The organism is Bradyrhizobium sp. 142 (genome assembly GCF_023074015.1).
Classification (GTDB): domain Bacteria; phylum Pseudomonadota; class Alphaproteobacteria; order Rhizobiales; family Xanthobacteraceae; genus Bradyrhizobium.
The window spans coordinates 18,830-44,721 of sequence record NZ_JADPKQ010000216.1 but is presented as its reverse complement, the minus strand read 5'-3'; the positions used below and the strand labels follow the sequence as shown (position 1 = coordinate 44,721).

Genomic DNA, 25,892 nt, shown 5'->3' with positions numbered 1-25,892 from the left:
TCGCCGGTATCCTGCAAGCCGATTGCTACAACGGCTTCGAGCCGCTGTTCGACCCGCAAAAGAAAGCGATGCCGATCACACCGGCGTTTTGCCTGGCCCCATACGGCACGAGATCGGCGAAGGATGGGCCAGAGTGACGGAAGGAGCGCAGCGCGATCATGAGCGGACCTCAGTGACGGCGCCAGGGCGTCGAGGTCGCCCGGTAGAGAGGCCGATAGGAGATGTGACGCGCATAGACCCGCCGCATCATCGGGTCAGCCTTCGCCACCATCCGCAGAGCTGAGATCAGCGCGCCGAGGATCCCCGCGTACCAGGTAAGCACGACCAAGATCAGGATGACGGCGGCAAGCCCCGTTAGCAGCACGAGCTCGCGATCTGCGCCGAAGAGAAGGTTCGGCCGCGACAGCGCGCGACGGATCCGGTTGCGTCGAAGATTGGTGCCGACCTCAGTCATGGCCGAGGTCCCCTGCCCTTCCGGCGATCGGCATCGTGCTCGTGACATCGCCGATTGACGCGCCGCTTGCACCGAACAGTGCGACCATCTGCGTGGCGCCCAGGAGATTACCTGGGACGAGTACGACATACATGAGGCGCCGCGCGAAATCGTTGAACTCGCCACCGGGGATCAGCATGCCGCCTGCAACCGCCACAGCCGCAAGCGCGATGAAGCCGGCGAGGGGACCGGTGATGGATTTGGATCTGCCGAAGCGGACTCTCCCAGGGAAGATTGCCGCCGCCGCTGGTCGACGCAAAAACTGGATCCAACACCACGAGTGCGAGCAGCAGGCCGCCGGCACCCACCATCATCATGCGCTTAAGCGACATGGCGCTCCTCCTTCGGGGTATAGGATTGGGTTCGGTATTGGCCCGCCGAGAAGCTCTCGATATGGAGCACGTCGCGGGCCTGGCGGCCGCGATGCGTTCGTTCGATCGAGACGATGAGAGCGACCGCCTCGCCGATGACCTCGCGCAGGGGCTGTTGACTGGCTTCGGCTGTGAGCTGTTCCAGACGGCGCAACGCCGACATGGCGCTATTGGCGTGAATGGTGGCGATGCCGCCCGGATGGCTGGTATTCCACGCCTTGAGCAGCGTGAGCGGGGCGCCGTCGCGCACCTCTCCCACAATGATGCGGTCAGGGCGCAGACGCATCGTGCTCTTGAGCAGGCGCGCCATATCGACCGTGTCGCTGGTGTGAAGCGAGACGGCGTTTTCGGCCGCGCACTGGATCTCGGCGGTGTCTTCGAGAATGACCAGACGGTGTTCTGGCGCGTGCGCGACGATCGCCGCGATCGCGGCATTGGCGCGTGCCGCCCGACACCACGATGTTCAGGCGCGATGCGATGGCCTTGCGGATGACCGCGAGGTGGTCGGCCGTCATCACGCCCTGCGTCATGTAATCCTCGAGATCGAAGAGACGCGAAGCCCGCTTTCGAATTGTGAATGTGGGGGCGCCGACGACGGGGTCATCGATCGTTGTTATTTGGGGACAAGTGCGGCGGTTTGGTGCGCCCTACATGGCACAAAGCGCCGCCGCGTGGCACACTGCGGCATGGCCTCGCGTGCGCGCATGATCCCCGAGACCCCGCCGACCTTCCCGCCGTTTCCAGGATGGGCACGACAGGTCGTGTCAGCGGAAGTAGCTGACGATGCGATGTTTTTCGCCGGCGCGGCGCTCGCCGCCATCCATCCGATCGCCCGCAGCGAGCACCGGCTCGGCCTGCTCTGGCGGCATCGATTATCGCTGGCCAATGCCGCCGTCCTCGCCCGGACCGGCGGGCGCACCGAAGGCGAGGCGGCGCTGCGCGACGCCTGGTATCTGCGCCGCGCCGGTGACGATCCCGGGCCCGGCGGGCGCATCCTCAGGGCTTGGCGGTCTCTCGGCGAGCGGGCCGCGATGGCGCCGGAGGACTGGCTGATCACGCTGCCCGTGCTATTTGAGCTGCGCTGCGATGACGCGCTCGTGGACGTCGTCACTGCCGCGGCGAAGCTGGCGGCAGGACAGGGAAGCGCCGTCGCGGCCGCCGCCGAGGTCGCGGCGATGAGCATGCGCTTCGTGCCCGCTTGCGAGCCCTTTGCCCTGTGGCTGGCGGACATCGTGCTCGCACATCGCCTGAAATGGCCGATGGCCGTGCCGCTGATCGCCGGCCAGGTTCGACGCGGTGATCTGCGTGCCGCTGGCAAGGCGGGCGGCCCGGACGAATCCTGGTTGATGGCTTGTGCGCTGGCCTATGCACGCGCCGCGGCAGCAGCGTCGGATCTCTATGCCGACCTCGTGCGCCGGGCCAATCGGCTGCTCGCCGCCGCACCGAAGCTGCGCGGCAAGGACGCCGGCATGATGGTTACGATCCTCCTAATGGAAGATGCCCAGCCCGCCGGGGCCGGCAAGACGGCGAGCGATCGCAGCACGCGTCGGCTGTTCGAGCGGCTGGTGTCGCTCGGGGCGGTGCGCGAGCTCACCGGCCGGCCGACCTTCCGATTGTACGGGCTCTGAGATGGGGCGGCGCGCGCGACCGAAAGCGAATCTCGACACTGAACTGGCCGACCTGCCGCCGGAGCTGCGCTGGCGCGAGTGGATGGGCCGGGTCGAAGCGGTGATTTTTGCCTCATCCGAGCCGGTGCCGCGTGAGGTGCTTGCCAAGGTGGTCGGGCGCGACTGCAACCTCGATCTGCTCATCGACGCGATTCGCGACGAGCTGCGCGGCCGGCCTTACGATCTGGTGTCGGTTGCCGGCGGCCTTCAACATCGCACCAGAACGGGTTTTGCCGATGCGATCCGCGCCGCCACCGGGCTCGGCGCCACCGCGCCAAAACCGCTGTCGCAGTCCGAGGCGCTCGTCCTGATGTGCATCGCCTATTTCCAGCCGATCACCCGAGGCGAGCTCGGCCGGGTGTTCGGCAAGGAGATCAGTCGGGATGTGATCGGTCACCTTCGCGGGCTCGGCTTCATCGCGGCCGGGCCGCGCTGCCCAACCCCTGGCGCGCCGTATACCAACGTGACCACGAAAACCTTCCTGTCGCACTTCGGCTTCGAATCCTTGCGCGATCTGCCTGACATCGACCTGCTCGAGGACGCCGGGCTGCTCAGCAAGGACATACTGTTGGCGGACGGCTTTCCCGTCGGCTTGGGCGCCGACGCGACCGCCGTCGATGGTGATGATGAGCCTTTCGAGCGCGACGAACCGCTGGCCGGCTGATGGCCAATCCGGCCCCTCGTTTGACGCTCGAGGGAGAAGCTCCCGCTACCCGGCCCGATGTGTACATGCAGCTGGAGGGGCGAGGACCACGACGATGGCGAAGAAATTGCAGATAGGGCAGAGACAGGCTAACCGAATTTGTCAGATGTCGGCGGCCGATCGGCTCGCCTTCATCGCCGAGGGGCTGCCGATCATCCATGCTAGCGCGAAAGGGTTTTGGTCGGCGTCACTTGAACTGAACGCGATGCCGCGGGAAGCCGAAGTGCTCGAGGGTTTCGCCAAGGAGGAGGCGGCGAAAATTCTCATCCTCTTGGATGTGGTGCGCTGCCCCGAGAAACACGTAGCCGGCAAGCTCAGCACGCTGATCGAGCGCTTCTACGGTCACCTGGAGCGGTTGATTTACGCCCAGCTTGCCGAGTGGTGGAGCGAGGACATCGCGCGCTTGCGGAAAGTGGTCGAGCCCTTGCGAACCACCCACGATCTCGAGGGGAGTATGGGCGAGTTCATTGTGCCGAATTCGACGCTCTATCGGCGGGAGAGCAAGCTCTATGCGGACGTTGAAGCTTATGAGGACGGCACGCCGCTCTGGAATGCACCCGCCGGCCATCAAAACCCCTTTGGACGGAGGATGCCCGCGGTCGTGGCGGTGATCAAGGCGATGGCTGCATGCGGCATGTTCACGCTCGCAGGGCTGCAGGCGAGCTCCCAAGTTTGGGGGGAACTGGAATTCAAGGAGCGCGAGACGCTGTGGGATGCCGAGCGACTGACGCGCGAACTCCTCGAGCGCCTGATTGCCGAGGGCCTGCCGCAGGAATCGGCGACGCAAGACCATGTCGACACGCTGTACCGGCATTGGCCGCTGCCAATGTTGACCTCAGCCCTGTCCCCGTGACCTCGATGCGCTCAAGGCCGAGCAGGATCGTCTTTGTTGGGCCGAGGTGGGCGACCCTTAACGAACGCCGGCCGGGGCTCTGGCACACGCCTTTACTGTCTGCGAGGCATCCGAAGGGAAGGCCCGAACGAGGCCTTGAATGTCAGAAAAAGATATATTATTTTCTGACAATGAAAACCCCCGTCGCATCAGTTCCGGACCGGATCATGAAGCGCGCCCGCGCCGGCGGGCGCGGCGGCGTCTTCACGCCCAGCGATTTCCTGGACGTGGCCGGCCGCGCGGCCGTTGACCAGGCGCTGTCCCGGCTGGTCAGGGGTGGCAAGTTGCGACGTCTGGCGCGCGGCCTCTACGACTTCCCTAAGCTTCATCCGAAGCTCGGCCTGCTCTCGCCGGCGCCCGATGACGTCGCGCAGGCGCTCGCCCGGGAGACCGGCTCGCAGGTGCAGATCGCCGGCGCCCGCGCCGCGAACGCGCTCGGCCTGTCCACCCAGGTTCCGGCCAAGAACAGCTACCTGACCGATGGTCCCTCCCGCCGTGTCGTGCTTGGCAAGCGGGTCGTTGATCTGCGTCACGCCTCGCCAAAACACCTGATCGCTCCGGGCAGCTTCGCCGGCACCGTCGTTCAGGCTCTGCGGCATCTCGGCCCTGTGCGGGCGACCGATGTCGCACGCGTCGCCGGGCGCCGGCTGTCGGCAAGCGACAAGAAGACGCTCGCGACGGGCGCCGTCCGGGCGCCGGCATGGATGCGACCGACACTCGTCTCCATCGCCGCCATCTCCGGTGGGGCCGATGGATAAGGTCGCCCGTATCGACGGCGCCGAGCGCGCGGCTCTGTTCGGTGAGACGGGCGCGGCGCGTGGCGTCGCCAACACCATCATCGAGAAGGACTTCTGGGTCTGCTGGACCTTGAAACGCCTCTTCGAGCTGCAGAAAGAAGACGCGCCGACCCTGGTCTTCAAGGGTGGGACGTCCTTGTCCAAGGCCTTCGGCGCGATCCGCCGCTTTTCCGAGGACATCGACCTGTCGTTCGACCGCGCCGATCTTGGCTACACCGGCGACCGCGATCCGGGAAGGGATGGGATCAGCAAAAAGCAGGCGGGCAAGCTGATCGAGGATCTTGTCGGTGACGTCGAAAAGCACATTGCCGAGAAGCTGCTGCCCGCCTTGCGCGCGGCGATCGCCAAGCAGCTCGGCGAGCCGACAAACGGCCAATGGTCCTTGGAGATCGATCCGAGCGATCCGCAGAGCGTGAACTTCCACTACCCGACCGCGCTGCCCAAGGAGGCGTATGAAGGCATGGCCTACATCACGCCGAGGGTGAAGCTGGAATTCGGCGCGCGCGGCGATCCATGGCCGACCGAAGAGAAGAGCATCCGCCCGTATGCAGCGGATGAGTTTCCCGGCTTCTTCGAGGAAGCGGATTGCACCGTGACTGTGCTGTCGGTGCGGCGCACCTTCTGGGAAAAGGCCACGGCGCTGCACGCGGAGGCGCACCGTCCGAAGGACGCCCCGACGCCGCAATATTTCTCCCGACACTATTACGACATCGCGATGCTGCTCGACACTGAAGACGGAAAGGCGGCCGCCGCCGACTTCGCGCTGCTCGAGCAGGTCGCCAACCACAAGGCGGTGTTTTTCCGCTCCGCCTGGGCGAGCTACGACACCGCGCGGCCAGGCACGTTGCAGCTTGTGCCGTTGGAGACGCGGCTTAAGGATCTGCGCGCTGATTATCGCGATATGGCGCCGATGATGTTCGATGAGAAACCGCTATCGTTCGACGAGATCATTGCTCGCATCCAGAAACTACAGGACACCATCAATGCTTCGCCGGCTTCGCAGTAATCACGTCTGGCTGCGGTGTTTCTACGGACGAGAGCTGCGCATCTTGGCCGAAGTCTGCAGTAAACCTGCGTCGTGCCGCACAAAAGATCTGGGCGCCCGCTTCTTCGTTTCCGCCGCTGATATGAAAGTAGCGCCAGTTGTGATCAAAGAATAATTTTAGGAGTGGAGATGGAACATAATATTGCAGACATGACCCTCGATGAAGTCGTATCTCACCTCATCGCGGGAGAGGTTCTGCACGTTGCTAGCGGAGAGACATTTTCCCTGCCGTTGAGTGATAGCCGCGCTGTTCTCGCGTTCTACAATCAAGACCGTCGAGCGTACTGGAATCCGGATAAAGACACTGCCATTCAGGATGGGGAGGTGGATCGCGTCCTCGCCGCGCTTGACAATGTACCTAAAGCCTTGTCCGCACCGGCTAAGGCGCCGCCGGAATTTCAGAAATGGCAACTCAGCAAGATCGAGGCGCATCGCTTCCGGGGGCTGCATCGTCATTGCGCCGAGGGAGGTTCAGACCCCAAGCCGTTCGAGCTTGAGCTCGCGGCACCGGCCACACTGTTTCGGGGGTTCAACGGGGCGGGCAAGACCTCGCTGGTCAGCGCCGTTTGCTGGTGCCTGACGGGGTATGGATACCGTTCGCAGGGGCTGCCGGCACCGTTGCATGAGTGCATTTCGGTGCAAGTCGCCAGCGCTGAGGCGGAAAAGAGCGGATTTGACATCCCAGCGATTGTGCCAATTCCCACCGAGCAGGAGCTGGTAGCGGTCGATGGCGCGCCGAAGGTCGACACATGGGTTCGGCTCTCGTTTCGCTCGTTGATCGACAGGAGGGAGGTCGTGGTTGAGCGCCACCTCCAGCGGGAGGGTAAGAAGGGATTCAAGACCGGCGTGATTGGTCTGGAAAAATTGGGGCTATCCGAGCTGGCGCTTCAGGTTGGCATCCTGATGCCCGGCATCGCCGCCGCGACCCGCTTCGATGACAAGACCACGCTGTCCCAAGCCGTGTCGACACTGACTGGCCTGCGGCCGTTGGCGCATTTTGGCGTGCGGAGTGGGCGTCTGTACGATCGGCTGGCCGAGAAGTATCCGAAGCTGGCCAAGCAAGAGAAGGAAGCTTGCGAAACGACGGCGGGCGCCCAGAAGCAAACCCTCGACGACCTTCTGAAGGACGGGAAGGATCTGCCGAACCTCGATTGCGTCGTCGTTCCCGCCGACGGAGATCGCGAGGGATGGGTGGCTGGCCTCACGGATGCCGAGAAGCGCCTCAAGGCGGTCGAGGACCAGGCGGCCGAGGAAGCGACGTTGATTCTGGGCGCCCTGCCGCCCCTGACGTCGGATATCGAGATTAAGCGGTTCAGAGACGCGCTGACGGCCGCTCAAAACTGTTTCAGCGGCGCCGCCTTGAGGGGACTGCCGTCCATGCAACTCGCCGCGAACCTCGGCGAACTGCATGAGACGGACTTGGAATGTGCCGAAAAGGTCCTCGAAGGCATCGAGGCCGAGGCCAAGAGCCTGGTCAATCGCCTGTCGGATGCCAGTCGTTCGGATCGGCTGCGCCTCTACGGCCTGGTTGCTAGATGGCATGAGGCTGCTCATCCGGGGCAGCCTTTCTCGACATGTCCAGTTTGCGATCGCGATCTCACGCAACCCGGGGCGATCCCTCGGGACGCGTTGCTGGATCAGGCCGTGGCCGACGCGCTAGAGGAGGCCCGCAAAGCGGATTCAGCACTGTTGAAGACCGGCGCCGAATGGGAACGCGACGCCATGCGTGGGCTGCGCGGACAGTTGCCGGCGAGTTTGCAGCCCTTTGTATCTAACGATGTGCCGGATGACCTTGCGACGGTCTATAAGGCAGCGTTGTCCAAGGAAGTCTTCGAGCAACCGGATTTTCCGCCGGTCCTTCGCAAGATGGCACCTGGCGTCGCCGAACTGTGCCGCATGGCTTGGGCGAACGCACCCGTCCGCGCGCCGTTGCCGAGCATGGCCATCCCGCAACAGATTCCCGACGCCGAAGGCCTGCGCGGCGCGATTCAGAAGGTGCGGCGTGCGATTCGTCTCGCCAGGTATCGCGCCGCGAACACGGAATTCGCGAGGTCCGCCGTGGCGCGCGTGTTGCGCTCCGCGGTGGAAACCGATGTCCCAGCCAATCAGCGCGCGGTTGCCGGGCAACTGAGCGTCCTTAACACCTACCTCGAGGCGGCGACGGCATTCGCCGGCGTGCGTCGCCAACTGGGCCAGTTCAAGCTGACCTGCGAGAAGTGGAAGGCCGCGTGTGAGCGGATCGAAAAGCTTGATCGTGCGGCGAAGGCAGTTGAGCCGTTCACGCGCTTTCCAGCCCTTGTTCACGATCAGGTCGCCGGTCTGATTCTAGATCTCGACTCGCAGGCAACGGCCTGGTCGCAGCGCATGTACAAGGCGCAGTTCCTGCAAGCACCTGCCTACGCGGGGTTGGACCCGGCCAACAGCGACGGCTTTACGTTCCTGGCGGCACAAGGCAAGCATCTGGTCGAGGCGCATCATGTCATGAACGCTTCGGCCTTGCGGGCCTACTTGTCGGCGTTTGTCCTTGCGCTATGGCAGCAGGTCTGGGCGAGATCCGGAGGGATTTCGACGATTCTGATGGATGATCCGCAGGATTTGCTCGATCCGGGCAACGTCGCCAATCTGGCAGCGACGGTTCCGCATCTGATCGCGGCGGACATGAGCCCGCTGATCGTCAGCAACGACTTTGGCTTCATCCCCACCATCGAGGCGTTCGTCGCCGCGCACAATACCACCACGCCCGGCCGGCGCACCGAGGTGTGGGAGTTTTCGGCGATCTCGACGTCGAAATGCACCGTCAGTCTGGCGCCCGTCGCCGATGAAGCAAGGCTGCGCGGCGAACACTGGCAAAAGACCGATCCGAATGATGTCACGCTCGCGCGGGCATTCGTTCATCCCGTCCGCGTCCGCATCGAGATTAAGCTTTGGGATCTGCTGGCGTCCGATCCCGCGGTCCTGAAAGACCCGACGCTGAATGATCTCCTCGGCAAGATCGCCAACGCGCGAAACAGAGGCGAGCGGCCGTTCAACGAAGAGCCGTTCCGCAAGCTGAGCGAGCTGCCTGCCCTGAAGGCCGGTGCGCCATTCCGGGACGCGATCAACAAGGCGCACCACGGCAAGGCCGATCAGCTCACGCCCGTCGATGCGGATATCGTCCGCCAAGATTATGAGGATGTCTTCGCCGCGATCGACGCCTGTTGGCTCGCCTATGCCAGGTTCATGGGCCGATTGCCGCCGGAACAAGCCCTGGCGGAGGCCACGAAGGCTCCAGCCGAACCGAACGTCGTTCCCTTGCCGGCCAAGCCGATATCGGTCCTCGGGCGGCTTGCCGCCCATGAGGTCGGCGCTCCCCTTACCAGCATCGAAGATGCAAAGGACCAATTCGAGCTTGGGTCGCTAGGCGACATCTCGCTCTTCACGCTGCGCGCGCCGACATTGGGATTGGTGGCCTTTCCCGGCCAGACCCTGATCGTCTCGCTGACCGCCGAGGTTCGCAACGGTGACCTCGCTATCGTGCAAACGCCGGGGAAAACCTACGCACGCCGCATCGGCATCGATAAGGCTGATCTGTCGCGGATTGTCTTGGAGAGCATGCCATCGGCGAGTTCGCGCGTACCACCGACGCACTTCGTTCAGCGCAGCAGCGCCACGTTGAGCAAGATCGTCGGTGTCTTGTTTGACGAGACGGTGCCGGCGAAATCTCATGACGAGGCGATTCCCGCAACCGGTTCGGCTATCCTCTCCCAGGTGGTCGCGGCGGCCGTCGTCGCTGGCGATAGCGCCTTTCCGGTGGCGCCGGACAAGGGCCATGTGCTGCTTGGACGAGCGACCGACCTATCCCATTTGGCGGGGCGGATCCTGGCCGTTGTGGCACGGCCGGACGTTCATTCGTCAGACCACTTCGCCTACCTGAAGCGACTTGGCAAACAGATGCCCGGCAACGCTTCCGTCTACTACCTGGAAAATGTGGGCCAAGCTGGAGAGGGGGAATATGTGCAATTTCCCGGTGCGGGCGGCGCGATCCCCGGCATCTCGGTCGTCGATGATGTGTGGAAGGTGCATGGCACGATCTTCTAAACATCCGGTCTTCGTGTGACGATCAGCCAGAATGTCCTCAGCCTGTGGTCCTTGATGGATTCCTGATGACCGCACTGCTCGTTCGTTGGGCGGACCGCAGGCAGGAACGAGCCGGAGGAAGAATGATCCGCATCTTGCACACAGCCGATTGGCACATCGGTCAAACATTGCGTGGATTCTCTCGAGAGCACGAGCACCGCACGGTTTTTAAACGCCTCGAAGAGATCGTCGTCGAGCGGAATGTCGACGCGCTCGTGGTCGCCGGCGATGTGTTCGACAGTCAGAATCCGTCAGGAGAGGCGCAGCAACTCCTTTACAACGCGCTTGTACGGTTGAGCCGCGCGCAACCACGAATGACCGTAGTGATCGTTGCCGGCAATCATGACGCCGCCGGACGGTTGGAAGCGCCGCGGCCTTTGTTAGAAGCCTTTAATATTCACGTCGTTGGAAATGTGCGGCGGCGCGATAGGCGGATCGAGGCGGCGCAACACCTCGTGCCGATTTTCGACGCCAGCGGTGCAATGGCCGCTCACGTGCTGGCGGTCTCCTACCCAACTGCCGCCTGCCTCCCGAATTTGACGCGGCTGGATGGCGAGTCTGGCTCTCCCGTCGTCGCCGGAGTACGCAGTCTTTACGCGGAATTGCTCGACACGTTACGGGGACAGATGGATGGTTTGCCGTTTGTCCTTACGGGTCATCTCCACGTCGCGGGTGGCATCGAGTCGGAAGGCGCCGAGCGTCGGATCTTGGTCGGCGGTCAACATGCCGTGCCGCATGATGTGTTCCCGACAGAAGCAAGTTACGTCGCGCTTGGTCATCTGCATAAGGCCCAGGCCATCGGTCGCGATAGCGTTCGCTATTCTGGATCATTGATCCCCTTGTCGGCAACCGAGCAGCCTTACGCTCATGGAGTGACGCTTGTGAGCGTCGACGGTGCGCAGGTCACGTCAGAGCATATCCCCATCGATCGGCCGGTTCCTTTCCTGCGGCTGCCGGAGTCCGATGATATGCGTTTGACTGAACTTGGCGATCACCTGACGGCATTGGATCTTGAGCCAGATCTGCCGATCAACGAGCGGCCGTTCGTCCAGATCAGACTTGCTCGTCACGGGCTGCCTTCTGGATTCAGAGAGGAGATCGACCGCATCACCGAGAACTTTCCTGTACGCGTTGTCGATACTCGCGTCGCCACTCTACCCGGTACGCTGAACGAGACGGTCCTGACGGATCCTCTGCTTCGGTTGGCGGAACGAGATCCAGAGGACATGTTTAAGCTCGCGTTCGAGCGTGAGTTTGGCGCGGCGCCGGGTGTTGCCCATCTGGATGTCTTCCACCGCGCACGGGCGGAGGCTTGACCCATGCGAATTCTGGCGATCCGCGGCGAAAATCTGGCCAGTCTTGCGGCACCTTTCGAAATCGATCTTGCAGCAGAACCGTTCGCGGGTTCCGGTCTCTTCGCCATCACGGGCGAGACTGGCGCCGGAAAGTCGACCATTCTCGATGCACTGTGCCTCGCGCTCTACGGCGAATACCCCCGCGTCTCTGTCGGCCGGCGCGAGAATGCTCCCGACCCTAGTGGAGAGCCGATCTCGATTCATGACGGCCGGGCGATCCTGCGCCGAGGTGCCGGCGGCGGTTATGCCGAGGTAGATTTCGTCGGGCAGGACGGTGAGCGATACCGTGCCCGCTGGGAAGCCAACCGCGCGCGCGGGCGGGCAAATGGCCGGCTTCAGAATGAGCAGCGCGTGCTGTATCGCCTTGACGACGGCAGCGCCGTGGCGACCGGCAAGACTCAGGTTCGCGAGGCGGTAGAAGCGAGGACCGAGCTTACGTTCGATCAGTTCCGACGAACGGTACTCCTCGCTCAGGGCGAATTCGACGCCTTCCTACTCGCCGCTGACGGCGAGCGCGCAGAATTGCTTGAGAAAATCACAGGCACTGAAATCTACGCGACGATCTCGATCCGCGTCCGTGAGGGCACGGAGGCTCGACGAAGGGCCGTCGAGCAGCTGGAGCAGCGTCGTGGTGACATCGGCCTTCTCGATGCTGCTGCCAGGCAAGCATTGCTGGACGAGCAAAGTCGGCTTGCGTCGGCTATTGCCCAGAAAGCCGCGGAGCGTGATCAACACGACGGGCGGCTCGATCATTTCAAGCGCGTCGCTGCCGCCAGAAGCGATCTTGCTCAAGCAGTGGATCGAGCCGGAACGGCGCGTTCAGCGCGTGAGGCGGCCGCCAATGAATATCGGTCGCTTGCCGAATTTGATCGCGTCGAGCCGCTTCGCCCGCTTTCGGTAGAAATGGACAATGCACGGCGAACGGCGACGGAGGCTGAATCACGCCTCGACGATTTGCTCGTTGCCCGCGAAGAAGCGCGAACGCGCGACGATGCCGCTGCAGGTCAACTCTCCGACGCTGCAACGGCCGACGAGGCCGCAGAAGACCTCTTCAAGCGCTTTGGTCCCCTCTGGAGCGAAGCCGAGAAGCTCGACGCCGAACTGACCGCGGCCAGGATCGAGCTTACTGATGCGGCAGCGAAGTCCCAGCAGGCGGAAACGACGCTGCGATCCAACGTAGACGCGCTGGCAGCGCTTGATCAGGCTATTGGCCAATGCACAGACTCGCTGGGCATAACAATGGTCCAATTGAGGGAGCAATCAGCCCGCGTTTTCCTTGCTGATCGCGTCAGTGACGCGACGGTTCTGCTGGAGAGGCGTGCCATTCTCAAACAGAGTCGCAGCCTGACGTCGTCCCGGGCGGATGAATCTGCGGCAATAATCGCACGTTTGGAAGGTGAGATAGGCGAGCTGTCGGAGATGCTCGCGGCAGATCGTGAGCGGAAAGACCGCCTCAGTCGCGATATCGCTCAGTGTCGCAATAGCCTTGCCGCAATTGACGAGCCGACGCTCCATCAACGTGACAGCGATCTTAAAGGCGCGATTGAGGCGCTGCGCGAGGCAAGCACCATTTGCGAGCAGCATATTCGTGCGTCTGGAGATCTAGCGCGCGGAGAATCGGCGCTCGCCATTGCGGCGCAGGATGTGAGCGCAGCAAGCAGACAAATCGCTGACGCCGAATCCGAGCAACTCCGCAGTCGGACCGCGCGCGTCGAAATCGTGCCGCTCGCGGAACTGGCCGACGAGGCTGTCTCCTCTGAAGCCATCCATCTGCGCAGCCTGCTAACTCCGAATGTTGCGTGTCCGGTATGCGGCAGCACAGACCATCCCCATCTTGCGCACCCCAGCGCGTTGAACGAGATGGTCGCAACCGTTCGCCGTCGTCGCGAAGAGCTGGATACGGCGCTGGCTACAATAGGCCAGCGTCTCAGCACCGCGACACGCGCACTTGCCGCTACAGAAGGGCGCCGAGCAGAGGCGAACCGCGTGATTGATATCGCGCGCGGTCAGGTTTCGGCAGCCGAGAGCGCTTATATCGAACTAAGGCCAATGGTGAGCGATCTTTGCTCCAAGGCGAGAGTGAAGGGGAGTGCGCCTCGCGCGCTCGACAGTCAAGCCACGAGCGAATTGGCGGCGCTCGCCTCGGCCGCGAAGGCGGAACGGATCTCGATTGCTGCTCCACTCGCAGACGCCCAGCGCCTTCGGGCCGAGAGCGACGGTTTGCAGAGGGAGCATGACGCACTCGTTCGGTCCATCGAATCGACAGTTCGAAGCGTCGACCAACGACGTTCTGAACTTCATGCTGGACAACTGAAAGCCGCGGAATCCACAATCCGGGAAGCGGCGCTCGCAGAGAGCCTCGCTACCATCGATCGCGAGATATGGCCATTCCTCGTTGCAGCCGATCTAACCATCGAGCTGCTTGACGCCGACCCGGTGGGCTGCGCCGACAGACTTTCAGCAGTTGCGCAAGAGTACGGTGCACTGCGTAAGCGGGCTGGTGAGCTCGAGATGACGCTGCAACGGTTGGCGCCGGACCGCGCGGCGGCGGCCGTTTCGCTTGAGCACGCACGGTCGCAAATGACGGTGAGCGCGGCCCAACTCAATCAACGTCGACTGGTCGTGGAAGAGAAGGCGACCGCCCGAGCTGAACTTCTTGGCGGTGAGGCGACTGCCAGTCATCGGACCCGGATCAACGAAGCTCGTCGAACGGCTCGCGAAACTCTCGCCAAGGCGCGGGAGGCGAAATCCGCTGCTGCCGGCGCGTTCCAGTCGGCCAGTGCTCGCTGTGAGGAGGCTGCCGCGGGATTGGAGGCCGCGAAGAATCGCCGCGCGTCAGCCGAAGGGGCCTTCGATATGGCCTGTCAGGATATCGCCCGATCGCCGGGTCAGGTGTTCACGCTGATTGCCACCGACCCAGCTGTGTGCAAAGCTCTACGGAGACGAATTCAAGAGATCGACCGAACCGTAAACGATGCGGACGCCGCCGTCCTGATGCGTCGGGAAGACCTTGAGAGATCGCTGGAAGGGTTCGACGAGACAACTGATGCGGAGGCATCGACTGCCGCCGTTGCAACCCTGACAACGGAAATCGGCGATTTGCATCAACGAACCGGCACACTTTGCGCATCGCTCGCGCGCGACGATGACGCACGCCGCATAGCTGCAAGCCTATCGGCGGAGATAGAAACCGCACAGGCGGAACTTGCCATTTGGCAGGCGGTCGATGATGCCATCGGCTCAGCCAATGGCGATCGCTTTCGTCGCTTCGTACAGGGCATCACACTCGATCACATGGTGCAACTCGCGAATGATCATCTCAATGCACTGAGCCCCCGCTACAGGCTCGCGCCGGGAAAGGTGTCAGATCTCGCACTCTATATCATCGACCGCGACATGGACGATGAGATTCGCGGGACGCGGAGTCTTTCCGGCGGCGAGCGATTTCTGGTCTCGTTGGCGCTTGCGTTAGCTCTATCAGGCCTCGAGGGCCGCTCGTCCTTTGTCGATACGCTGTTCATCGACGAAGGCTTCGGATCGCTGGACGCCGACACGCTCGAGTTGGCAGTGGATGCATTGGAAACCTTGCAGGGGCGAGGACGAAAAGTTGGCGTCATCACTCATGTCGCCGCCATGATCGAGCGGATCGCCGTGCAGGTTCGCGTTGAAAAGTGCGGCGCGGGGCGCTCTGAGATTCGGGTTTCTACCGGAATGGGAACGGTGTGGCCTGCTGTCGAGGCCGTGCAATAGACGGCGGCGCGGTCAAGAGTGGCGGCATCGCGGAAGCGCTGATCACGGCCAAGGCCCCTGCCGCGGATTCGCAGTACCCGCTATTTGAGCGGCAAGGCTGACTGCATCGTTCCGAACCACCTCCGTTGCTTCACCAAGCTTCCGAAAATACCGCGCAATATTGAAAACGAAGGAGTCATAGTTGTCGATGATGACAATCAAGGTGCACCGGATGTGTGAAATGCTGCAAAAAGTCGCTGCGCCTTGGCGAGCGTCTCCTCGTATTCGGCCTCTGGATCCGACATCGCCGTGATCCCGCTGCCGGCATGAAATACGGCCAGGTCGTCGTCGATCGTGACAGTGCGAATCGCAATGTTCGTGTCCATATGCCCATTGAAACCGATAAAGCCGATCGCCCCGCAATAGACCTCTCGCGCCACACGCTCGATTTCCGCAATAACCTCCATCGATCGCACCTTTGGCGCCCCGGTAATGGAGCCGCCAGGAAAGCAGGCGCGAAGCAGCGTGACAGCGTCCTGGTGTTCTGCAAGTTCACCCGTAACGATCGACACGAGATGGTGCACTGAGGCATAGCTTTCGAGGTTGCACAGCGCAGGAACATCGACCGAATGCGCAGTGCAGACGCGCGACAAATCATTGCGCAGGAGGTCGACGATCATCGTATTCTCGGCACGGTCTTTTTCAGATGCGAGAAGAGTTTCAGCACGACGGTGGTCTTCGTTAGGATCGGCGGAACGCGCGATCGTGCCCTTGATGGGTCGCGTTTCAACATATCGTCCGTCAAGCCTTAGGAATCGTTCCGGTGAGCTCGATGCAATGGTCAGCGTGCCGTAGCGCAGCAAGGCCGCAAAGGGGGCTGGGTTCAATGACCGCAGCTGGCAATAGAAGGTGAGCGGATCGAACAGAGGCGACAGCCTGGCGCTGAAGCGCTGCGCAATGTTGGCTTGGAACATGTCTCCGGCCAGAATCAACTCGATGACGCGCCGCACCGCGGCAATATAGTCCTCACGGCTGAAGTTCGAATGCCATGTGCCGGCTGTGCTAGGGAACACAATCCGGGGCGACTTTGGGTTGGCAAGCAGTGCGGCAAACTCGTCGGCTCGCCGGCGTGCACGCTCGATTCGTCGAGCGGGATCCTGCTCCGGCCATCCGGTCGAGACGATCCAGCATCTGTTGTCACGGTGGTCGAAGCTGACGACCACGTCATAGAAGTGCAGGATGGCTTGGGGTAAACGCTGACCGAGATTTTCGGGCGCCGGCAAACGCTCCAATGTCCTGTTCAGATCGTAAGCAAAAAAACCGGCCGCGCCTCCCTGGAACGGCGGGAGATCGGGGCGATGCTCTTGCGGATAGCTGGCGAGCAGGGTGCGAAGAACTTCCCATGGATCGCCCTTGAGAGCTGCTCCGTTGCAACTCGCCTGTCCGTCCGCGACCACGTAGGTGCTGAACGGCTCGCAGCTCAGATATGAACAGCGCCCGCGCGACTCGTGCCTGGCTGCGCTGTCGAGAAACGTAAGGTGCGGCCGATGCGCGAGACGTCGCATCGCGGCGACTGGGTCAATCCACTGCAGTTCGCGGACGTGCATGCTCTGCCAATTGCCGATGACTGGCGTGCGGTGAGGCGCGCTGCGATCGCGATTCCTCTCCCAACAAGAGGGATGCTCGTCTGGGATCGGCAAGCTCCTGAGACCGATTCTCAAATCAATCCCGGCCAGTCGGCAAGGTACGCCGAGCAACTTGGGTTATTCCTGCCGTTGAGACGAAATGCGTATCTGTTGAGAGACTGTAGTCGGCCGCGAAGCGCAGCTCCCGTAGCGGTCGAACCCGCCTGATCGATTCCTGGTACAGATCGTGCGCTTTGTAAGCCGCAAGTTCTGTCTCGCTATCGAACTCACCATAGACCACGACGTCAATGTCGTTGCCAAGCTGGTCCGTCTTGCCATTGCGAGCAATCTCGAGCCGACGTGCATGTGGGATTGTCGTGAGGACTGAGAGACCTTCGATGATCTGGTCGATATGAGCCCTATCCTTGGCGGTGAACAAGACGATGTGACGTATCATGGCTGGCCGTAGGGTGATGTCGCACGCCCGCGCATCACTATCTTGGGATCGAGCCCGCTGCAATGGCGGCAGTCGCCTGCCGCGTCGTGCAGCAGGACGGTCGACGATCACCCCGGCGACGGCTTCGGTTTCGCAACGGAACTGGCCAGATCTCGTCAGGACGCGGGAAGGGCAAGGCGCTCAATCGTTTGGATGTGGCGCGCGAGCAGGTTACAGGCTTGATCGACATTGCGCGCTCGCAACGTTTGCAGAATCAGGCGGTGATCCTGATTGGACCGCGGTCGCCAGCCGCTACTTCGCGCCATCGCGAACACCAACCGCGAATTTGCAAGCTGTAGCCCGCCGAGGCTCGCGAGCAGGCGCGGCATCGCGCAGGGCGCCACCAGCGCGTGGTGAAACGCGCGGTTGGCCATCTCAAACTCCTGGATTGTCTGGGCATTGTCTCCTTCAATCAGGGCGAGCTCGATCCGCGCCAAATGGGCCGATGTAATCTTCGGAGCCGCATTGCGCAACGCGACCACTTCGAGCGCGGCACGCATCTCTGCGATCTCCTTGACTGACTTGGTATCGAGCGGGGCAACCCGCACACCCCGGCGCGGCACCGCGACGACAAGATGTTGCGCCTCCAGCTGGCGAAAGGCCTCGCGCACCGGGACATGGCTGGAATTGAACTCCCGCGCGACATGATCCTGTCGGAGTGGGGCGTCGGGCTGCAGCGCACCGCTGATAATGCGATCACCGATGACCTCTGCAATACGTGTCGTAATGGTCGCGTTTTCGTCGTTTGTCATAGATTATCTATCACAAAAGAGGGTGCGTCCGCGTGCAGCATCAGTTATCATCCAGCGCGAAATCGATGATCATAGATAAATATAGATATTATCTATGATCTGGCGCGGGCGGGAATGCAAGTCTTATGGTTGCTGCAGCGGCAGTTGAACGGAGCGACAGCGGCGACCGCGTGCCGGTCCGCGACAACTGGAAACGCGCCGAGGCGGAAGCGCTCTACGGTCTGCCGTTTGCCGACCTCATGATTCAGGCGCAGGGCATTCATCGCGAGAACTTCGACCCAAACCACGTCGAAACAGCAAGTCTGCTCAGCATCAAGACCGGCGGCTGTTCGGAAGACTGCGGCTACTGCTCGCAGAGCGCGCACTATGACACCGGCCTGAAAGCCACCCGCCTGATGGATTACGCCGACGTGGTTGCCACCGCGCAGCGCGCCAAGGACGCTGGTGCTACCCGCTTCTGCATGGCCGCGGCCTGGCGCAGTCCAAAAGACCGCGATCTCGATTCTGTCTGCGACATGGTCAGAGCAGTCAAGGATCTCGGCATGGAAACCTGCGTCACGCTCGGCATGCTGACATCGACGCAGGCCGCACAGCTCGCGGACGCCGGGCTCGACTTCTACAATCACAACGTCGATACCTCACCGGACTTCTACAGCAAGATCATCACCACCCGCACCTTGCAGGACCGCATCGACACACTTGCGCATGTGCGCGAGGCCGGCATCAAGGTCTGCTGCGGCGGCATCATCGGCATGGGCGAGCGAATCGAGGATCGCCTGGGCATGCTCGTGCTGCTCGCGAATCTTCCCAATCATCCTGAAAGCGTGCCGATCAACCTTTGGAACGAGGTCAAGGGCGTGCCGGTCAATGACGTCGCCGAGCGGCCCGATCCGATCGCGCTGGTGCGCCTGATCGCGACGGCCCGCATCATGATGCCCACGAGCGTCGTGCGGTTGTCCGCCGGACGGCAATATATGAGCGATGAACTGCAGGCGCTGTGTTTTTTGGCTGGCGCGAATTCGATCTTCATCGGCGACGTGCTGTTGACCACCAAAAACCCGCAAGTCGAGCGCGACGCTCATTTGCTGAACCGCCTTGGCATCAGGTCCGGCCTTGCCTGACTAAGTAGGCGGGAAGCGGGCACCCTGCGGCAAATTTCAATATAGGTGAAAAATGCAGATTACCTTGATGAAAGGCAAAATCCATCGCGCCTCGGTGACCGAAGCCGATCTGCACTATGAAGGCTCGATATCGATTGATCGTACGCTGCTCGATGCCGCAGGCTTCCTGATCAACGAACGTGTCGAGATCTACAACATCGACACCGGAGCGCGGTTCGCCACCTATGCGATCGAGGCGCCCCAGCGGTCGGGCATCATAGGCCTGAATGGTGCGGCCGCGCGGCTCGCGATGCCCGGAGACAAAATCATTATCGTTGCATATGCCTCCTTTGATGAGGCGGAAGCAAAGACTTTCAGACCGCGCGTGGTGCTGGTTGACCGCGAAAATCGCATTTTGCCAGGTTGAAAGCCCGCGACGGCCAAGGTTGGAGCTTGTCTCCTTAGCGGGCAACGGAATTTTTTGCACGATTTTATGGCGCGCCACGGAGTGAAGAATGCGGCCAATCCATACGGCCAAAGTTGCCCACTATGCCGCGGCCTTGCAGGCCCTGAGCGAGGACAACCGGCTGCGCGGCCTTAAGGCCAGCGCTGGTGTCGATTTTACCTCGAACGATTATCTGGCGCTCGCCAGCGCGCCGCGTATGAAGAAGGCTGTTTCTGCCGCGCTTCATACGGGCACACCGATCGGAGCCGGCGGCTCGCGGCTTCTGCGCGGCAATTGCGAGGAGCACGAACGTCTCGAAGCAGAAGCGGCTCAGTTCTTCGGCGCAGAAACGGCGCTGTTCTTTGGCGGCGGTTATGTGGCAAACTTTGCTATTCTGACAACGCTGCCGCAGCGGGGCGATCTGCTTGTTCTCGATTCTCTCGTGCACGCGAGCATTCATGAAGGCGCGCGGGCTGGCCGGGCCGACTTTCGGATAAGCGCCCATAACGACCCCGAGTCGGTCGAAAGCACAATTCGCGACTGGCGCGCGAACGGCGGGACCGGCCGGATCTGGATCGTGATCGAAAGTCTCTACAGCATGGACGGCGATTTCGCGCCGGTTAAAGAGCTGGTCGCCATCGCCGACCGGCACGACGCGTTCCTGATGGTGGATGAGGCTCATGCCACGGGCGTCTACGGCGAGGGGGGACGCGGGCTCACCGCGCCCTATGAGGGACGCGAAAATCTCCTGGTGGTTCATACCTGCGGCAAGGCGCTGGGCGCTGCCGGCGCGCTCGTCACTGCTTCCGGAGTGCTGCGCGATTTCATGGTCAATCGCTGCCGTCCATTTATCTTCGCCACCGCGCCCTCGCCGTTGATGGCCGTCGCGGTGCGGGAAGCCCTCTTGATACTGCAGGAGGAGCCCGAGCGTCAACAGCGTCTGGCCAACCTCGTCGCATTCGTGCATCGAGAGATCGGTGTGCGCGGTCTCCGGAGTCCTTCGGACTCCCAGATCGTGCCCTACATCGTCGGCGACAATGGCCGTGCAATGCGGCTCGCCTCTGCATTGCAGGCCTGCGGCTTCGATATCCGCGGAATCAGGCCGCCAACCGTGCCGGCGGGCACGGCCCGCTTGCGAATTTCGCTGACACTCAACGTCGGGGAGGATGACGTGCGTGCAATGCTCGACGCGCTGAGCGAGGAGACGAGAGGTGAAACGTTCGATGAGTAAGCCGATCGTGGTGACCGGTACGGATACCGGGATCGGGAAGACGGTGTTTTCCGCAGGCCTCGCTCATCTCCTCGGGGCGAGCTACTGGAAACCGATTCAGGCCGGCCTCGAAAGCGAGACCGATACGGAGCTCGTCGCACGCTTGGGCGGCCTCTCAGCTGATCGCATCGTTCCGGAGCTTTACCGTCTTCGAACGCCCGCTTCGCCGCATCATTCCGCCGAAATCGATGGCGTACGCATCGACGCCGATTCGCTTCGTGTGCCGGACGCAGGGGAGCGACCGCTGGTGATCGAGGGCGCCGGCGGGCTGATGGTGCCGCTGAATGGCGGCACACTCTACATTGACATCTTCGAACGATGGCGACTTCCCGTCGTGCTTTGCGCGAGCACGCTCCTCGGCACCATCAATCACTCACTGCTGTCGATAGAGGCGCTGCGGAAGCGTCAGATCCGCATTCTCGGGATTGCATTCATCGGCGAGAGAAATGCGGAGACTGAGAGCGCAGTTTGCGACATCGGGCGGGTGCGTTGGCTGGGGCGATTGCCATGGCTTTCTCCTCTCACGCCAGACAGACTGCAGGCTGTCTTCAAGGGTTCGTTTATCTCTGGCGATTTCAAGCCATGATGCCAAAGACGACGTCGCCGATCTGGCATCCATTCACGCAACACGCGCTTCAAGACGAGATGACAAAGGTTGTGCGTGGTGATGGTGCTTATCTCCACGCCGCAGATGGCCGTCGCATCATAGATGCAATCTCATCCTGGTGGGTCGTGACGCACGGTCATTGTCATCCACATATCGTAAGCGCGATTCAAGAACAGGCAGGCAAGCTCAACCAGATCATCTTCGCCGGCTACACCCACGATCCGGCCGAGGAAGTTGCTTCGCAACTTTTGGAACTCGCACCCCGTGGCCTCGACCATGTCTTCTTCTCCGACAGCGGTTCGACCTGCGTGGAAGTGGCGCTGAAAATGGCGCTCGGCTATTGGCACAACATCGGCAAGCCGCGGACGCGCTTCATCGTCATGCAGCACTCCTATCATGGCGACACAGTGGGGACGATGTCGGTCGGCGCGCGAAGCGTATTCAATGCAGCCTACGAGCCGCTGCTGTTCGACGTTGCTTCAGTCCCGTTTCCCGCGCTTGGCCATGAACAGGCAACGCTCGATGCGCTCGAAGCTGCGTGCCGAAAGGAAAAGCCGGCAGCGTTCATTGTCGAGCCGCTAGTCTTAGGCGCGGGTGGGATGCTGATGTATCCCAGCTGGGTGTTGGAAGAAATGAAGCGGATCTGTGAGGCCTCGGACGTCCTGTTCATCGCCGACGAGGTCATGACCGGCTGGGGCCGGACCGGAACATTGTTCGCTTGCGAGCAGGCAGATATCACGCCGGATATCGTCTGCTATTCCAAGGGTCTCACCGGCGGATCGCTCCCGCTTGCGGTGACACTCTGCCGCGCCGATATTTTCGATTCCCATTGTTCGAAGGATCGTACGCGTACCTTCTTTCATTCGAGTTCATATACCGCAAATCCGATTGCCTGTGCCGCCGCAAAAGCCAACCTGGATCTCTGGCAAGATCCGGAATCGCGCCGTCGCGTCGCGGCACTGGCCACGATGCAAGAGGAGGCAATTGCGCCATTCCACACCGACCCGCGCTTTGCAAACGTCCGTCGAACCGGAACCATCGCAGCGCTAGATCTGAAAACGAGCGATGCGGGCTATCTCGCGGACATCGGCCCGAAGCTTCAGCAATTCTTCAAGGACCGAAATCTGCTGCTGCGCCCGCTCGGTAATACGATCTACGTGATGCCGCCTTACTGCGTCACGGCGGCAGACCTTGATGAGATCTACGCCGGCATCCGTGACGCTGCTGATGCGCTGAGCTGAAGGCGCGCTTTGCTCAGCCGGAACTCAACCTTCGACGATTCCGGTGGCGGCGCCGTCCATTGCTCTACGCGAATTCGAGCCTTTGGGTGGGCCTTTGGCGACGGATCCGAGACATGCGCGGCGTAGATGGTCCAAATTCGGCGGGTGTGCTCAAGGTGGTGGAGCTTCGACGGCAAGCCTCGGCGAGGCCGACGCCGGCGTAGGTTGCGCTATGGAGGCAGGAAGCGCAGAGTAGGGCTGGGAGGTCATGGGTTGAGGGGCCGATGCCATGTCGGATCGTTTCCAATCTACGAGGTCTTCTTGAAACGGCGCGGGCGAAGGTGGTTGTGGTCGGTCTGCACGACCGAAGGCTCACTGGTCATGACAGGGTCAAGAAGCAGCCGATCCGCCGCCAGGTATGACGCCAAAAGGGCGCTTCTTCTAGTGCTGCTGAGCGCGCCATATCGTTCGCGACTTCCGTTGGGCTCGAGCGAACAAACTGACTATCTCGGAAGTTCTTAGCTGATGATCGCGCGATCATTAGGCGTATTTTTGTCAAACTCGGGCCCGGAGAAGTAAGTTTCGTTTTCCTCACCATTGACAGGTTTCTCCTGCCTTCCCTAGGAAGCGCGGACCCTAGCGATGTGCGGTCGGTCGAGGGGACCCGGAGCCACCCTCGATTCCACGGTAGGGGAGTGGGCAGCAAATCGCTGCCTTCGCTATGTGACCTGCAACTAAATCATTAAGCGAATCTGACGCATTATTCCTGCTGCACAGACATCATGCATTTTTCCAGCGTCATCACGGCGCGCTTCGTCGAAGTGCGGCGCGATGAAGAACCAATCGAGTTTCGAGAATTCCTCAGAAATCTACTGGTCGGCGTAAATGCAGTAGCGGTTGCGATCGGCGTTAGATCAACTGTCGCGCGATTACCGATCGGCGCCGAACGTGCCGGAAACTCGGGCTTTGTCATTTCGAACCGCTTGCAGCTTTCCGGTGCCTCTCGGCACGCTGGGTCACCTGGTCAACCGGAGCGGCCGGCTGCGTACGGCCCTTGCCGCTTGGGATCTCCGGCAGCATTTCGGCGGTCGCGTGGTCTGGCGTGTCATCCTTCCAGCGTACTGAGCCGAACGGTCTCTCCAGCATCCGGCGGACGCGTATCGGCGCGGGGCCGATATGGAAGTCAATTGCCAGCTGCTCCAGTGCACGTTCCGACTGGGTCGAACGATTGCGCCAGCGCAAGTAGTCGAACCAGGTAGGGCAGTGGTAGCGCTCGGTCCACAATTCGGGATCGGCAATGTCGCGCGCGATCGACCAGCCATAGGCGCCGTTGCGCTGGCGCGACAGTTGCACGTCCTGCATGACATTATGGAACGCCCGCGCATTCTCCTGTGCAACCCGATACTCGATCTCGACGACGAGCGGCCCGCTGCGTCCGGTCAACGCGAGCCGTACCTCGGGATCGGCGAGCAACTCGGTCTCCTCGCCCCGCGCGCCGACGCGAGGCATGGGCAGCCAAAGGCCGATGAGTGGTGAGGCAACCATCAAGGCGGCCGAGACCAGCAGCGCAGCTTCGACCCCGGCCGCGTCGGTCAGGTGGCCCCAGCCCCAACTGCCGATGGCAATCCCGCCTGAGCTCGCCGCCTGATAGGTCGCAAGCGAGCGTCCGGCCACCCAGCGAGGCGCTGACAATTGCACGCCAATGTTGAACACCGCCCAGGCCATCATCCACACGGCCCCCGCTAGGACCAGTGCTGCCGCGGTCAACACCGGTTCGCGGCTGAGCGCGACCGCGGCGATCGCCGCGCCCATGGATAGCGCGCAGGCGCGGATCGCGGCCTCGCCACTCATCCGCTTGCGGACCTCGGTGATGTTCAGCGCGCCAACCACCGCACCCAGGCCAAAGGCGCCGAGCATGATGCCGTAGGTCTGGGCGTCGCCCTGCAAAAGATCGCGCGCCACCAGCGGCATCAGCGCAGTGATCGCGCCGCCAACGACGCCGGTTACCAGGGTGCGTGCCAGCACGATCTTGATCGATGGCGAATTGGTGATGTAGCGCACGCCTGACACCATGGCGCGGCTCAGTCTTTCAGGCGGCAGACGCGAGGGTGCGCGGATGCGGTTCCAAAGGAACAACGCGACCATCAGCGGCAGATAGAGCAATGTGTTGAGCGCGAATGCGGCCACTGCGCCCGCGGTCGCCACCACGACCCCACCGAGCGCGGGCCCTACGCTGCGCGCGATATTGTAGCTGATGCCGTTCAGCGCAACGGCCGCAGGCAGCTGCGCTTCTGACGGCACTTGTTCGCTGACCGACGATTGCCAAGCCGGTCCCATCAGCGCCATGCCGCTTCCGACGACGAAGCAAAGCATGAGCAAGAGGTTCGGTGTGGCCAGACCAAGCCAGGCGACCACCGTCAGGGCGGTTGCGCCGGCGAGCGCGATGCCAAGCGAGATTAGCGCCACGATGCGGCGGTCATACATATCAGCGATCGCGCCGGCAGGCATCGAAATCAGCATCACTGGCAGCACCAGCGCGGTCTGCACCAGCGCGACCTTGTCGGCCGAGGACGTCATCTGTGTCATCGCCCAAGCCGCCCCAACACCTTGAATCAAGATACCGAGATTGGAGAGGAGGCTCGCAAGCCAAATGCGCCGGAAGGTCGCGTGCCGCAGCGGCGCCGTGATGCCGTCGGCGCTACGCGTTTGGACTTTGGCTGGATCGGTCATATCGGCTCGGTATGATCTACCATGATTCGATTCTGGTACGGATCACAAGGATGTTCCCGGCGCGCGCGCTATCGCGTCCAGACGTTAGCGTGCGCGTGAAATGCGATGCCTCGATCGCTTTTGATGCGGGCGATGATCCTACTGCGTCGCCATCATGCGGCTCATAACAAACGCGACGTAGAGGAGTGAGTGCCCAAAAACGGTCACCATCCCAACCTGATACCTGCACGCTCCTAGAGCATAGAATGCTCGAATATGCCGTACCAATTCTGCAATGCTTGGTCGACTGGACGAGGGCCCAGCGGTTGACCGTTGCAATTTCGACGACATGCCAGCGCGGGGCCGCTCCAAAACTTGGCGAACTGACCTTGGGGGGCCGGCGGCAGCTGCCACAGATTTGAAAAGCATCCGCAGCGCAAGCTACTGCTCGAACTGAACCTTCGTCATGGCACGTTCACCGGTGGCAGGGACGCGGTCGG

The 25,892-nt window shown here is 62.1% G+C and carries 18 protein-coding genes and 3 pseudogenes; 13 read left to right on the top strand and 8 right to left on the bottom strand.

The annotated features are described in order from the left end of the window. Positions 1 to 169 precede the first annotated feature (169 nt). From IVA82_RS19965 to IVA82_RS19955, 3 genes and pseudogenes are all read right to left on the bottom strand, one after another. Positions 170 to 454 carry a conjugal transfer protein TrbD gene (locus IVA82_RS19965; RefSeq protein WP_247493479.1) on the bottom strand — a complete coding sequence of 95 codons (285 nt, stop codon included), beginning with the start codon at positions 452 to 454 and terminating at the stop codon, positions 170 to 172. Beyond that, a pseudogene (locus IVA82_RS19960) lies at positions 447 to 807 on the bottom strand (TrbC/VirB2 family protein). The gene IVA82_RS19965 and the pseudogene IVA82_RS19960 overlap by 8 nt, the downstream one beginning before the upstream one ends. 7 nt (positions 808 to 814) lie before the next feature. Next, a pseudogene (locus tag IVA82_RS19955) lies at positions 815 to 1,463 on the bottom strand (ATPase, T2SS/T4P/T4SS family); the annotation flags it as partial. A gap of 87 nt (positions 1,464 to 1,550) precedes the next feature. Here IVA82_RS19955 and IVA82_RS19950 point away from each other — a divergent pair. From IVA82_RS19950 to IVA82_RS19915, 8 genes are all read left to right on the top strand, one after another. Further along, the gene (locus tag IVA82_RS19950) at positions 1,551 to 2,492 is read left to right on the top strand and encodes a DUF1403 family protein (protein ID WP_247493478.1); all 942 of its coding nucleotides are present in this window, start codon (positions 1,551 to 1,553) and stop codon (positions 2,490 to 2,492) included. Between the two features lies 1 nt (position 2,493). Then, positions 2,494 to 3,195, top strand: coding sequence for an SMC-Scp complex subunit ScpB (locus tag IVA82_RS19945; RefSeq protein WP_247493477.1), 702 nt, complete (start codon positions 2,494 to 2,496; stop codon positions 3,193 to 3,195). Next, positions 3,149 to 4,087, top strand: coding sequence for a hypothetical protein (locus IVA82_RS19940; protein ID WP_247493476.1), 939 nt, complete (start codon positions 3,149 to 3,151; stop codon positions 4,085 to 4,087). Before IVA82_RS19945 ends, IVA82_RS19940 begins: the two co-directional genes overlap by 47 nt. Positions 4,088 to 4,293: 206 nt before the next feature. Next, positions 4,294 to 4,884, top strand: a complete 591-nt coding sequence (locus IVA82_RS19935; RefSeq protein ID WP_247493475.1) for a DUF6088 family protein — start codon at positions 4,294 to 4,296, stop codon at positions 4,882 to 4,884. Further along, entirely contained in the window at positions 4,877 to 5,929 is a 1,053-nt protein-coding gene (locus IVA82_RS19930; RefSeq protein WP_247493474.1) for a nucleotidyl transferase AbiEii/AbiGii toxin family protein, read from the top strand. The genes IVA82_RS19935 and IVA82_RS19930 overlap by 8 nt, the downstream gene beginning before the upstream one ends. Before the next feature lie 168 nt (positions 5,930 to 6,097). Next, positions 6,098 to 10,045 (top strand): AAA family ATPase, encoded by a 3,948-nt coding sequence (locus tag IVA82_RS19925; protein WP_247493473.1) that lies wholly within the window; start codon positions 6,098 to 6,100, stop codon positions 10,043 to 10,045. A gap of 122 nt (positions 10,046 to 10,167) precedes the next feature. After that, on the top strand, positions 10,168 to 11,400 hold the full coding sequence (locus IVA82_RS19920) for an exonuclease SbcCD subunit D (protein ID WP_247493483.1): 1,233 nt from the start codon (positions 10,168 to 10,170) through the stop codon (positions 11,398 to 11,400). Between the two features lie 3 nt (positions 11,401 to 11,403). Next, on the top strand, positions 11,404 to 15,189 hold the full coding sequence (locus tag IVA82_RS19915; RefSeq protein ID WP_247493472.1) for an AAA family ATPase: 3,786 nt from the start codon (positions 11,404 to 11,406) through the stop codon (positions 15,187 to 15,189). Positions 15,190 to 15,279: 90 nt separating this feature from the next. Here the strand turns inward: IVA82_RS19915 and IVA82_RS19910 are convergent. The 4 genes and pseudogenes from IVA82_RS19910 to IVA82_RS19895 form a co-directional block, all read right to left on the bottom strand. After that, positions 15,280 to 15,390, bottom strand: a pseudogene (locus IVA82_RS19910) (aminodeoxychorismate/anthranilate synthase component II); the annotation flags it as partial. Further along, positions 15,387 to 16,775 carry an aminodeoxychorismate synthase component I gene (pabB, locus tag IVA82_RS19905; protein ID WP_247493471.1) on the bottom strand — a complete coding sequence of 463 codons (1,389 nt, stop codon included), beginning with the start codon at positions 16,773 to 16,775 and terminating at the stop codon, positions 15,387 to 15,389. The pseudogene IVA82_RS19910 and the gene pabB, both read right to left, overlap by 4 nt. Before the next feature lie 115 nt (positions 16,776 to 16,890). Then, a complete protein-coding gene (locus IVA82_RS19900; RefSeq protein WP_247493470.1) occupies positions 16,891 to 17,250 on the bottom strand; it encodes a Dabb family protein in 360 nt (119 codons plus the stop codon). 155 nt (positions 17,251 to 17,405) lie between these two features. Then, positions 17,406 to 18,041 carry a GntR family transcriptional regulator gene (locus tag IVA82_RS19895; protein ID WP_247493469.1) on the bottom strand — a complete coding sequence of 212 codons (636 nt, stop codon included), beginning with the start codon at positions 18,039 to 18,041 and terminating at the stop codon, positions 17,406 to 17,408. 125 nt (positions 18,042 to 18,166) lie between these two features. On the opposite strand from IVA82_RS19895, the gene bioB reads away from it, so the two are divergent. From bioB to IVA82_RS19870, 5 genes are all read left to right on the top strand, one after another. Continuing rightward, a complete protein-coding gene (bioB, locus tag IVA82_RS19890; RefSeq protein WP_247493468.1) occupies positions 18,167 to 19,162 on the top strand; it encodes a biotin synthase BioB in 996 nt (331 codons plus the stop codon). A gap of 52 nt (positions 19,163 to 19,214) precedes the next feature. After that, positions 19,215 to 19,568 (top strand): aspartate 1-decarboxylase, encoded by a 354-nt coding sequence (panD, locus tag IVA82_RS19885; RefSeq protein WP_247493467.1) that lies wholly within the window; start codon positions 19,215 to 19,217, stop codon positions 19,566 to 19,568. Positions 19,569 to 19,656: 88 nt separating this feature from the next. Then, on the top strand, positions 19,657 to 20,817 hold the full coding sequence (locus tag IVA82_RS19880; RefSeq protein WP_247493466.1) for an 8-amino-7-oxononanoate synthase: 1,161 nt from the start codon (positions 19,657 to 19,659) through the stop codon (positions 20,815 to 20,817). Beyond that, positions 20,810 to 21,442 (top strand): dethiobiotin synthase, encoded by a 633-nt coding sequence (gene bioD / locus IVA82_RS19875; protein ID WP_247493465.1) that lies wholly within the window; start codon positions 20,810 to 20,812, stop codon positions 21,440 to 21,442. The genes IVA82_RS19880 and bioD overlap by 8 nt, the downstream gene beginning before the upstream one ends. Continuing rightward, positions 21,439 to 22,704, top strand: a complete 1,266-nt coding sequence (locus IVA82_RS19870) for an adenosylmethionine--8-amino-7-oxononanoate transaminase (protein WP_247493482.1) — start codon at positions 21,439 to 21,441, stop codon at positions 22,702 to 22,704. The genes bioD and IVA82_RS19870 overlap by 4 nt, the downstream gene beginning before the upstream one ends. Before the next feature lie 948 nt (positions 22,705 to 23,652). On the opposite strand, the gene IVA82_RS19865 is transcribed toward IVA82_RS19870, so the two are convergent. Next, positions 23,653 to 25,413: an MFS transporter gene (locus IVA82_RS19865; protein WP_247493464.1), complete on the bottom strand. Its 1,761-nt coding sequence runs from the start codon at positions 25,411 to 25,413 to the stop codon at positions 23,653 to 23,655. Positions 25,414 to 25,892: the final 479 nt, after the last annotated feature.

Excerpts from the sequence above, each read along its gene's own strand:
- IVA82_RS19880 (WP_247493466.1), top strand. The coding sequence starts at position 19,657 with ATGCGGCCAATCCATACGGCCAAAGTTGCCCACTATGCCGCGGCCTTG.
- IVA82_RS19950 (WP_247493478.1), top strand. The coding sequence starts at position 1,551 with ATGGCCTCGCGTGCGCGCATGATCCCCGAGACCCCGCCGACCTTCCCG.
- IVA82_RS19865 (WP_247493464.1), bottom strand. The coding sequence starts at position 25,413 with ATGACCGATCCAGCCAAAGTCCAAACGCGTAGCGCCGACGGCATCACG.
- IVA82_RS19900 (WP_247493470.1), bottom strand. The coding sequence starts at position 17,250 with ATGATACGTCACATCGTCTTGTTCACCGCCAAGGATAGGGCTCATATC.
- IVA82_RS19945 (WP_247493477.1), top strand. The coding sequence starts at position 2,494 with ATGGGGCGGCGCGCGCGACCGAAAGCGAATCTCGACACTGAACTGGCC.
- IVA82_RS19935 (WP_247493475.1), top strand. The coding sequence starts at position 4,294 with ATGAAGCGCGCCCGCGCCGGCGGGCGCGGCGGCGTCTTCACGCCCAGC.
- IVA82_RS19940 (WP_247493476.1), top strand. The coding sequence starts at position 3,149 with ATGGTGATGATGAGCCTTTCGAGCGCGACGAACCGCTGGCCGGCTGAT.
- IVA82_RS19965 (WP_247493479.1), bottom strand. The coding sequence starts at position 454 with ATGACTGAGGTCGGCACCAATCTTCGACGCAACCGGATCCGTCGCGCG.
- IVA82_RS19925 (WP_247493473.1), top strand. The coding sequence starts at position 6,098 with ATGGAACATAATATTGCAGACATGACCCTCGATGAAGTCGTATCTCAC.
- IVA82_RS19870 (WP_247493482.1), top strand. The coding sequence starts at position 21,439 with ATGATGCCAAAGACGACGTCGCCGATCTGGCATCCATTCACGCAACAC.
- pabB (WP_247493471.1), bottom strand. The coding sequence starts at position 16,775 with ATGCACGTCCGCGAACTGCAGTGGATTGACCCAGTCGCCGCGATGCGA.
- IVA82_RS19895 (WP_247493469.1), bottom strand. The coding sequence starts at position 18,041 with ATGACAAACGACGAAAACGCGACCATTACGACACGTATTGCAGAGGTC.
- IVA82_RS19915 (WP_247493472.1), top strand. The coding sequence starts at position 11,404 with ATGCGAATTCTGGCGATCCGCGGCGAAAATCTGGCCAGTCTTGCGGCA.
- IVA82_RS19920 (WP_247493483.1), top strand. The coding sequence starts at position 10,168 with ATGATCCGCATCTTGCACACAGCCGATTGGCACATCGGTCAAACATTG.
- bioB (WP_247493468.1), top strand. The coding sequence starts at position 18,167 with ATGGTTGCTGCAGCGGCAGTTGAACGGAGCGACAGCGGCGACCGCGTG.
- IVA82_RS19930 (WP_247493474.1), top strand. The coding sequence starts at position 4,877 with ATGGATAAGGTCGCCCGTATCGACGGCGCCGAGCGCGCGGCTCTGTTC.
- bioD (WP_247493465.1), top strand. The coding sequence starts at position 20,810 with ATGAGTAAGCCGATCGTGGTGACCGGTACGGATACCGGGATCGGGAAG.
- panD (WP_247493467.1), top strand. The coding sequence starts at position 19,215 with ATGCAGATTACCTTGATGAAAGGCAAAATCCATCGCGCCTCGGTGACC.